Annotated in this window: 9 protein-coding genes and 1 pseudogene; all 10 read right to left on the bottom strand. The window is 39.5% G+C overall.

Features of this window, described 5'->3' with window-relative positions; all coding sequences use genetic code 11:
- A pseudogene (locus C161_RS27485) lies at positions 1 to 273 on the bottom strand (hypothetical protein); the annotation flags it as partial.
- A gap of 38 nt (positions 274 to 311) precedes the next feature.
- A complete protein-coding gene (locus C161_RS27480; protein WP_036674204.1) occupies positions 312 to 1,769 on the bottom strand; it encodes a hypothetical protein in 1,458 nt (485 codons plus the stop codon).
- Between the two features lie 196 nt (positions 1,770 to 1,965).
- Positions 1,966 to 2,760 carry a hypothetical protein gene (locus C161_RS27475; protein ID WP_036674201.1) on the bottom strand — a complete coding sequence of 265 codons (795 nt, stop codon included), beginning with the start codon at positions 2,758 to 2,760 and terminating at the stop codon, positions 1,966 to 1,968.
- 35 nt (positions 2,761 to 2,795) lie between these two features.
- Complete coding sequence (locus tag C161_RS27470) at positions 2,796 to 3,761, bottom strand: HNH endonuclease (protein ID WP_036674198.1); 966 nt, start codon at positions 3,759 to 3,761, stop codon at positions 2,796 to 2,798.
- Positions 3,754 to 4,104 (bottom strand): nucleotide pyrophosphohydrolase, encoded by a 351-nt coding sequence (locus tag C161_RS27465; RefSeq protein ID WP_442789439.1) that lies wholly within the window; start codon positions 4,102 to 4,104, stop codon positions 3,754 to 3,756. Before C161_RS27465 ends, C161_RS27470 begins: the two co-directional genes overlap by 8 nt.
- A 324-nt stretch (positions 4,105 to 4,428) precedes the next feature.
- The gene (locus C161_RS27460) at positions 4,429 to 4,875 is read right to left on the bottom strand and encodes a hypothetical protein (RefSeq protein ID WP_036674194.1); all 447 of its coding nucleotides are present in this window, start codon (positions 4,873 to 4,875) and stop codon (positions 4,429 to 4,431) included.
- A 694-nt stretch (positions 4,876 to 5,569) separates the two neighbouring features.
- A complete protein-coding gene (locus C161_RS27450; protein ID WP_036674191.1) occupies positions 5,570 to 6,910 on the bottom strand; it encodes a PIN-like domain-containing protein in 1,341 nt (446 codons plus the stop codon).
- A gap of 265 nt (positions 6,911 to 7,175) precedes the next feature.
- On the bottom strand, positions 7,176 to 7,652 hold the full coding sequence (locus tag C161_RS27445) for a hypothetical protein (protein ID WP_036674190.1): 477 nt from the start codon (positions 7,650 to 7,652) through the stop codon (positions 7,176 to 7,178).
- A 245-nt stretch (positions 7,653 to 7,897) separates the two neighbouring features.
- Entirely contained in the window at positions 7,898 to 9,355 is a 1,458-nt protein-coding gene (locus C161_RS27440) for a DEAD/DEAH box helicase family protein (protein ID WP_051449984.1), read from the bottom strand.
- A partial coding sequence (terS, locus tag C161_RS27435; RefSeq protein ID WP_156946178.1) for a phage terminase small subunit occupies positions 9,345 to 10,057 on the bottom strand: 713 nt, incomplete at its 5' end. The genes C161_RS27440 and terS, both read right to left, overlap by 11 nt.

Raw genomic sequence — 10,057 nt, 5'->3', positions numbered from 1 at the left:
ATTCTCCTCAACAATACGGCTGTCGAAGGTTCTGCCATATGGGAAAGAGAGTGATTCCCACTTTTGCCATGGGTGGTCAACTAGCAGTGCCACACCTTCTTTAACCTGATCAGCCATCTTACGAAGAAAGTATGGAGTTATTTTCATTTTGTACTTATCAATCCTCTTCGTTCCGATGATCCTTGCCTGGAACACATGGACTTGTTCTTCGGTGAGGGGGACAAGTGCCTTCTGATTAATCTTCGACAGTTGCTCTGCAGACGGTTTTGCCATTTGGTTTTTCACCTCCTTGATATAGTAAACTTGCCAACTCACTCATTCTGTGGAGTGATAGGAGGCTGCGTTTGTGCAACAGAGCGCTTATTCTCCAGTTCTACAACTAGCTCAAGCGGAATGTTAGGATCAAGCCCCATGATCCATCTAGCCTCTGTAGCGGCTTCCTTAGACGTGATGTAACGTTCTTTTTCTGCGAGCACATAGTTGTTCAGTTTCGCTCTTAAATCTCGTTCTCGTTCCATCTCAGAACGCAAATCAATCGGAGCATAATCTGCTTCGACAAGCGTCTGAACACCACGAACTCTAGCGGACATAGAAAAAGCCCGCTTCCAGAAACGTTTGGTCACGTTCCGGGCGGACTCTACAGACTTGATATAAATTTGTGTATCCACAGAACTATAAGTTTCCGTGGAACCTTGATGCCTTGAAAGCAAGGTGAGCAACGTTTTCAGTCCAGTTGCCATCTGCGTATCGATGATATCAATCAATTTCTTGATATCAATCATAGGGCCTGAGTTGCCACCCTTCAGGTATTCTACTTTTACGCTATCCCAATGAATCATCGCATCGTCTGGATTCAAGGAGTTGAAATGACTCATGAGTTCGGTCATGCGTTCTGTTAACCACTTCTGCTGACCTTCAGGATTGTTTTTGTACTGATTAGGCATATTCTTCAGTAATACTTCCTCAACCACGGATATATCCAGTCTTGGGTATCCCTGATTGTGAACTACTGCCTTCAAGTCCTGTAAAACCTGTAAATGAAAAAACACCGCTTGAAGAACAGGTAATATCGGTGTTCGCCCATACGGGTCATCTATCATCGGATCGAACTCTTCATAAATGAAGGTCGGCGTATCGATCTTCTTATACTGACCAAACCATTCTTCGCCAGCACGAGGACGTGGATTCTTGATGTATTGCCAAGGGATAAGTCGATTCGTCCCCTCTTCTCTCCTAAACCAAATCGTCGCAGGGTCAACAGGTACGATATCAATCACATCGTTACAACGATCGTTAAGAACCACTTCACCAGCACAAGCCCCACGTACCATAATCATCATTCGCTGAATCGTATCAAGCTTGTCCAACGACCTTCCATGCTGATAACCAGGTGAGGGAAGTGGAGAATCCAGTAAGTTCTTGATTGCATCTAACGATCTCTGCCCGTTCTTGTCGTCACTACCACTCTGCTTCTTTGCTGTAAATGTAAGTGGCGTGTCTCCCATACGTAGAAAGTTGTAGAGCGCATGCGAAATATCAGGATGAACAGATACAAGAATCTCAAGTAGTTCCTCTGCTGTGTGATTCTGCAGCTTGGTCAAATCGATATTATGGGCACTCTGGTACTTTTTCGGAAGCCAATTGAATATATCCCATCCGTTTGACGATCTTGGCGAGGTCATCCTGCCAAAACCCATCATCTGACGCTTCACCGCAGCTGGAAGAACAGAATTCGCAAATGAATAAATGGCTTTATGATACCATTTCAATGTTTCACCTCCAGACATAAAAATAGAAGGCAGGAAAAGTTTCCTTACCTTCTAAAGTTCTTCATACTTCTATGGATTTATAATATCATCGAGTTACTATAAAGTTACTACGGATTTACTCTGTAATACCATACATTCATCACCACTCCCAACAAAAAGACGAACAAATTAGATTGTTCGTCTCATCTTCTTATTCTTACGTATGGTTGTGTTCTAGAATCTCTAACTTAACTGTTATCCATTCATTTATAAGCTTCTCTAGACCATCATATATCTCACTTATTGTTGGTTTAGAATGATTAAAAACATTACTATTAGCACCATGACGAGATTGTAAGCCTGATCCAGCTCGAGTGTTAGCAAAATGACGTATTCTCCCACCTTGTCTGAATGGCTGAAAAGCATAATTTAAAGGATCCATATTGATGGCATATTCAGATATCTTAGATTGTAAACTTTTTAAATCGTGTTCAATATTTTCACTTATTTTATACATATTAACTAAGAGATATAGATAGTCTTTTAAGGTGAGGCCATATAGAACCACTACCTCTCTAAACAGTACTTCACTGTAAGTAAGATTAATCATTTTTCCTATTTTAGGAATGTTCTTTTCAAAGTTGTTATCTAATACAGCTACATAAGGATTCTGTAGTTGCTCCATATGCAAAATCGGATCTTTATTCCCAATATACACTTCTTGACGAACTCTACTGGTATCATAAACTAATTTTCTCGCAAGAACTCGGTATCTAATGCCATAAAGTTTTAATACTGTGTTCAGAATCAGTAACAGTACCTCACTTTTATAGTGAGCCTCTTTCTTATCAATTTCATTTTGAAAATCAAGTTCATCTAGATGAGGAGAATAAAGATAAAAATGTTCTCTTTCAGAAAAGTCTGTATCATACTGTATTGAGAGGTGAGGAGTAAACGATAAAGTTGCCAAATCGAGCAATCTTGGCGAGTGTTCAAGTTCAAGTTTCCACAATTTTTAAACTTCCTTTCATATTGGATCTTAATAGTCTACTCTTGCTGATGCCACTCGAAATATTTTCTAGTATTGTCGTTCCAATGCTGGCATTCTCTACTTTCAATTTGGATAACCTTCTCCAATAGATGCGGAGTATAAGATTTTTTAGTGTTTCTAAGTACCTTGCCATTAACAACTATAATGTATCCCTTCTCAAACAAGTCATCGCACCCAAATTTACACATTGGTATAACAATGTTCTTGTAATCAAGACGTTCTTCTCTCGAGCACCTTGATCTCTTTTTGATATGAGCTGCAACCAGGAGATCAACGGGGTATTGGTTTCCACATATACCACATGACCCTACTTTTTTATTCTTGAATAGCTGTTTTCTAAGGAAAGGTTGTTCTTTTCTTCCTTTTCCCGTGCGATGTGTGTCAAGAGATTCATGATCTTCAAACAGGAGTACCTCCTCTTCATATTCTTCTGGAGATACATCTGGTAGATAAATTTCACTTTTCAAATTAAATGATAATAACATTCGTTCGCTTAATTCTTCTCTTAGTACATTGAACCCCTGAATAATATAATTGTCCGCATATCCAACGGTTCGATTGAAATCTATGTATGGGATATTATGTTGCTTGATCTCATCGAGAAAATAAACATATTCCCATGTTTGACCCGTTCCATCGTAACCCCATAACTTGGCAGCCAGTTCTTTGTGTCGTAATTTCATTACAACTACACCAGAGGCGAATATCTGTCCGTTTGCGGAAAACAATGTAACATCACCTGTTTGAATCTTTTCCCACTTTGAGACGTTAACATTGTTTTTGCCTGGAGTTACTCCCCACGTTGGAATTAATCCGTCTGGGTAAAAAGTTTTTACTTGGTCTAAAGTTTCCTCGGGTAGATATTTCGATAATACTTCGATAGGTACTGGATTCTGAATTGTATCCTCATAATGTTCTCGAGCATCTTTATTTCCTGATGGCTGTAAAATCACCTTACTCATTGCTATCCCCCTGTAATTCTGTATATTTCTTATTTGAGCCATAAGACTTCTCTACAGGGTACTTATCGGCATTTTTCTGTAACTTTTTAAGCAGCGCTTCCTTCGGATCTATATCAAGATCGTTGCACAACAGTAGCACATAATAAAGCACGTCTGCTAATTCGTCCTGAAGGTTGTCTTTATTTTGTTCAATTGCTTCTTCACTGCTCTTCCACTGAAAGAGCTCTAGCAGCTCACTCGCCTCAAGATTTAAAGATATTGCAAGATCCTTCGGATTATGAAATTGTCCCCAGTTTCGTTCATCTCTAAATGCTGTGATTCTTTGAATTAATTCATCCACAATTAACCACCTCAAAGTTATTAATTCGACAAACAGCGTCAAAATCCTTGCCTATTTGAGCTGGTATCATTTTTGATTTATCCATGATTTTTTACCGCTGATGACTCCCGACCCTAATCCCAGTGCGTTCGTTCCAGACAATCGGCTCCACATAGCCAAATTCCTCTATGCTACGGCGAAGTTTCTCATATTCAACGTCTCCAGGCTGAATGTCAACTCGGGGTTGTAGGCTGCTACATTAATCTGATTGATTGGCACGATTCTGATGTTCATAGATGTTCCCTCCATCCGCTTCTGTAGCAACAAAAAAAGCACCCTAGGGGTGCCTTATCTGCCGTATTTTTGAATCAATTCTTTGAGATTACTAGGTAAAAATTCACTTACTCCATTGGAACCATCCAAGTAACCATCTGCTTGAGCTTCTGACCAATACATTCTGGCTTCTTCGTAATAGTCTACATGAAGCCTACGCACCACTTCAGTCCATTCCTTAACATCCTCTATGTTTCCCTCATCAAGTATGGACAAAAGTGTCACAAGTCCTCTTCTACCCACAAAGGCGTCAAGATTCATATCAAGATTTGATTTTCCATCTCTATAAAGTTGCCTAGGATCATAGAGACATCTACTCTTGTTGTGCACTATTCTAAAGCCTTTCTCTTTACCTGTACTATCTTCTCTGTACCATTCAAAGAAACCATCATCAACATCAATATTTTCATCACATGAATCACATACCCATTGCTTTAACGGAATAAGTTTTGGTTTCCCCATTGAGCATTCCCCCATAATTTTCATCAGATACATTTCCAGTATCAGACAAATACAGACAATGGTCAAGATTCATCTTTGTGTTGAGTTGGTTTCCACGTTTGGTTGACCATCATATGTGTGCGTAGGCTCACTCAGACGCTGTTCTCCGCTCTTCAATAGACTGATCCCTGCAAACGGGGACGTTCTCATGTCAAGAAACTCAGAACAGCTCACATTCTGTCATATGAAGGCAAAAGAAAAAGCACCACGAACAATAAATTATTTCTTAGTACAATCTGTCTACTACAAAACTGTTTGACTCCATCCCAATTACCCATACACAATCAATGCCCTGGTTGTATCTTCGAAACAAGGGTATAAATAGCTCTTTGATTGTACTAAACACGAGCACACCGATCCCTTAGGGTCGGTATTTTTTTCTGTCAGAATCCCTTTTCTCTGCTCAATTCTTGTCGACGCTACTTCTGTCCAGTAAACTGCAATTTCCTCTTTAATCTCCTTTGATTCACGCCGCAAACCCTGCTTAGCAAGAACGTTCTTGGCGGTCATTCACACCACTTGTCTTCCTTATGTGATGGACTTCGTAGTATTTCCCTTGGATTATCAGGACCTTACAACCTTGATTGTGACAGAATTTTTTTAGTAATTTAATCACCCTTCTGAATGAAATAAAAAAAGAGCAACGAAAACATCGTTACTCTTTTACTGAATTATGAAGAATCTTTAAATGTCTATCAATATAGAATTGAATCAACAGTCTTTCCAAATATTCCCCAACTTCTCTTCTAGATATTTCTATGTCCTCCATTAAATAATTAAGTGATATTGAGTAATTAAACTTGCTGATTTCATATAAATGAGTATCTACTTCAATTACATTATAATGAAAATTAAAGTTATCTGTGATAAAGTCACGAAGCCTGGTTCTTTCAATAAAAGTTATTTCTTTATTTAAATTAAAGAGAATTTCAACGTTCGCAGTTTTAACGGATGTATTAGGTGTCATTTTCATTTTATTTGAAATAGTGAGGTATTGCTCGCCATCAACACCTAGAATATCATGGTAACGATTGAAAAAATCATCTTTATCTTTAATTGATTCATTTCTAATGAAGCTTTCATTATCGAGTCTCTTTAATGCCTCTATCCCTTGAATAGCCCCACTCATTTCATCAGAATCTAAATGAACCTTAAGTTTTAAATGGTTTTCAGCGTTTTTCAGGAATTGTTCGGAATTGTATAAGTAAAATAATTTATTTCCGCTTTCCTTCTTGAACTCTTGAATTAGTTCAGGGTGGGGACCTTTCTTTTCTCCCTTCACTTCCAAAACCCAATCCTCTTTATTGTCATCAGTAACAAGTATTATTGATTTAATAGGCTCCTCCTTTGATTTATCAAGAATTTGGCTCCAATATATATAATCCCCATACTCATCTTTGTAAATGATCCCATCAAAAAGTGTTTTTCGATCTTTCTTTTCTTTTTGATCCTCAAAACCGGGAGGAATTTTGCTTTGATAACGCTCTTCTCCCTTAATAAACATTTCTTCGAGTTTCTCCTTAGTATAAGGGTCCCCTACATTTTCCTGAATTATTTGAGATAATTTTTCTTTTACTTTGTCTAACTCAGGTTGTGACTCCAACTGACTTGCCAGATCATCTTTGATAGTTTTCAAACATTCTTCCAATGAATTTTTCATTAGAGTAGAGTCAATATTTGAATGCCTCAATTTATCAAGTTCGCTAATAAGCTTGTTAATGGATTCTGAACATTGCTTCTCAAATTTACTGTAGGCATTTTTCTGATTGAACATCTCATCATAAATATGTTTATGATACTCTAGAGCTACTTGATGAGGAATCCAAATCCTATCTTGTATACTTTCCATTATATTGATTAATGCTTCCCTAGATTCCTTTGGGTATCTATAAAGATTAAGAAGCGTATTGGCGTCAAAAACAAATGTACATTCAGACCAAAGTTTTGCAAAATCCTCTGTTGATGGGGGATAGAATCCCGAAAATTTATTTCGCATAGAATCTCCTCTCCTTAGTGTTTCTGAAGAGGTAATATTCGACACTAAGAACCTGAATCCTTTATTTTGATTCCATAATTCGACAATTAAATACTAAGAATTCTTATTTCCATCCTCTGAAACTTACGCTTTGATGTTTCTCATTTAAGGACAACATTAACTCAGGACAGCCAAGTCCCACTGTCTTATTGAGTAGTATGAGACCTTACAATACTCTTAGTAACAGTCACCTACCAGTAAAAAAAGCATCCCAAAGGATACTCAATTAAGATTTTTTTCCATATTTACGAACCAACCAATCCATATCTCCTTGCGGAATATATCCTTCTTCCTCTACTTCGTAACCATCTTCAATCGCGAAAGGCAATACCGTGAGGGCTTCTTCATAAAGGTCCACATGCAACCTTCTGATTGTCGTTACCAAAGAATATCTGCCTACACCAGGCTCTAGCAACTTACCCAAAAGCTTATTAAGTCCGTCAGGCACGGTATACCAGTGAAGATGCCCGTCTGCTAAATTATCCTCTGATCTATTTTCCAAACATTGTTTAGTCCACCTACCGTGAACAATCCGGAAGTTATTTTGTGTTGAACTCATATCAATCGGTGTCAATTTGTTATAAACTTTATCCCATTCTAGCATTCCGTCTTTGTCCGACTGGATTACTCCGTTGCAAACATCACATACCCACTTTTTTTTTATTTCCCATCGCGTATTTAACGCCATTATAATTTCACTCATTAAGAACAACCTCCCTTATTAAAGGAAGTAAATCGTTACGAACGAATAAAATCCTCTGCCATTTGTTTTTTTTCTGGGCGTCGAACACAGCTCAGCTTACTTTAAACTCATAATAAAATAGCGGTGATCTTACCGTTTCCCACGTTCTTAGTCAAAAGACTATTGCCGGGCCATTTAGCATGGTTGAGTCCTAGGTTGTTTTTTCAACTTTCACCATTATCTGATAGGGATATGTGATTTTCAGTTTATCTTTTTATTGACACGCTACTTATTGACGGAAGCATTATAGACTGAGGTGCTCCCAGCAAATATTCACCGAAGGTGAGAACATATGCGTCAGCTCTGTCCGGTGATTTTAATCCTCGTTTCTTCATGTCTTTCTTACTTTCAAGTAGTATTTTCCCCTTACTGGTCATTGACCATTTTCTTGTAGTCAATTGAGAAGTCAGTACATCATCATCAGGTAATTGTAAGACTGCGCACTCGTTGTTCATATAATTGCTCATGTTTTGTTCTAGAAGTCCCTTAATATACGCCCACATTTCAGCGCCTAGGTTCCCATAATGCTCATCCAAAGAGGATGATCCATTGTTGATTGGAATAACTTCATAAGGAAGTCCTTCCTCTGCTATAATCTCATTCAACCGATCCGTCACTCCACCGCCCACTCCTGTATCATCTATTCTGATTCTCGTATAGACAACTTCCGGGTACTGCAGCAGTAATTCTTTTATTAAGTTCAACACCCAGCCTGCTGTAACCATTGTATCTTTTTTGAAATGATGATGCTGCCCAACTGTTACTGGTCCTATCCCTGCATACATAGATGTCTCATCATCGCCAAAACGAGCAACGTCACAGCCAATGGTCAAGATGTCACCAACCGGAGACAACCTGACTTCTTTTGCTGCGAATTCAGCTACTTCCAATGCAATGAAGGTTTCTGACTCTCCTCGCGGAAACTCTCCTTCTACACGAACACGCCATACATCAGAACCTTTGCCATATTTACGTTCAAGCATGGCTATATTCTCTTTGCTTGTCCGAGGACTGTTCAAGCAGGACACTTTATGTGTATTGTAGTCAGCACGATCTCGGTTGTGAGAATCATAGAATACTCCGCTGGTTCGTGTTGGGTTCCCACACATAAGTAGCTTATTGAATTCACCCGAGAGCGTGCCCAGGATTGCTTCCATGATACGATCTTCAACCCCGGAAGCTTCGTCCACAATGAAAAGCATGTAGTCCTCATGGAAACCCTGCATGTTCTCGGGCTTGGTAGCTGTCCGGGCAGTAGCAAACCATCTTTCCTCGTAATTTCGCATATAAATCTTAGTCTTTGTCCACTTAAGTATCTTTTTGAGCACCGGACTTTTCTCTTGCCACTTACTAATCTCTGCCCAAAGGACATCATGAAGCTGCTGACGTGTCGGGGCTGTGCATATAACTTTCGGAAATGGGAAGCAAGAAAGGAACCATAGTGCTGTTGCTGCCTCCAAGCCTGTTTTACCAACTCCCTGACCTGATCGCACTGAGACACGAGGATTACCGGCAATGTCCATCAGAACTTCTGATTGCCATTCGTCCGGAGTGAATTTCAGCAACTCCACGCAAAAAAGAACCGGATTCTTCCGGTACTCGGGAATACGTTTTTTGAATGCAGCGAATCTGCGTTTAGTTTGTGGAGACTCTTTACTCACCAGACTCCACCGCCTTTACCCAATCTTCGATCAGATCATCCTCGGTATCTCCATCACCGTTCTTCAGTTTCTCGATCTCAAGGCGAGTTTTCTCCACTTTGGCCTGCATCTGACCCAGTTTTAATCGGCGCTCATCTTCCTGCGGTGCAATATCAAGGAATTGTTTAATGGCTCCCCTAATCTCACGCATGACCGTAGCCTCTGCCTTGATGAAACTAGCGTATTTATCCCAAGCGAATTGAATTTCCCATTCGTATTCATCTCCATACTCACCTGGTTTCTCCCTTTTCAACTCTTTGGTCATATCCTCTTTGTCTTTGATGAAGAAGATACGCTGCGCCCAAATGATTTTACGGAATCCCTGAGTGATGTTATGCCAGATCATATCTATTGGTTCCATTTGCTGAACGATATCTATGAGTTCTAGATACTCAGGATCTTGCGGCTCGAACTTACGGAACAATCCATGTGTAACAGCTTTCTGATTGCCCAACGGCCCCCCTTTTCCACCTCTGTTACCTTTAGCGTTCTGATTGCCGCGAGGAGCACCGGGTTTAGCGTTAGCCATCTTCCCTTCCCATTGATCAAGTGATTTCCACTTTCGGACTGATTCAGGAGTAATGCCCAGCTTTTCTGCAATCTCTTTCGGCTTCATCACCCCGCCGCTATCTTTCCAGATTTTGAATGATTTTTTTCGATTCGGAT

This window comes from Paenibacillus sp. FSL R5-192 (assembly GCF_000517845.1).
GTDB classification, from domain to species: Bacteria; Bacillota; Bacilli; order Paenibacillales; family Paenibacillaceae; genus Paenibacillus; species Paenibacillus amylolyticus.
The sequence above is the reverse complement of the archived record's forward strand: the minus strand, read 5'-3'. Positions and strand labels throughout refer to the sequence as shown.

Bases quoted from the DNA above. Each gene is read 5' to 3' on its own strand.
- C161_RS27450 (WP_036674191.1), bottom strand. From the start codon at position 6,910: ATGCGAAATAAATTTTCGGGATTCTATCCCCCATCAACAGAGGATTTT.
- C161_RS27460 (WP_036674194.1), bottom strand. From the start codon at position 4,875: ATGGGGAAACCAAAACTTATTCCGTTAAAGCAATGGGTATGTGATTCA.
- C161_RS27470 (WP_036674198.1), bottom strand. From the start codon at position 3,761: ATGAGTAAGGTGATTTTACAGCCATCAGGAAATAAAGATGCTCGAGAA.
- C161_RS27445 (WP_036674190.1), bottom strand. From the start codon at position 7,652: ATGAGTGAAATTATAATGGCGTTAAATACGCGATGGGAAATAAAAAAA.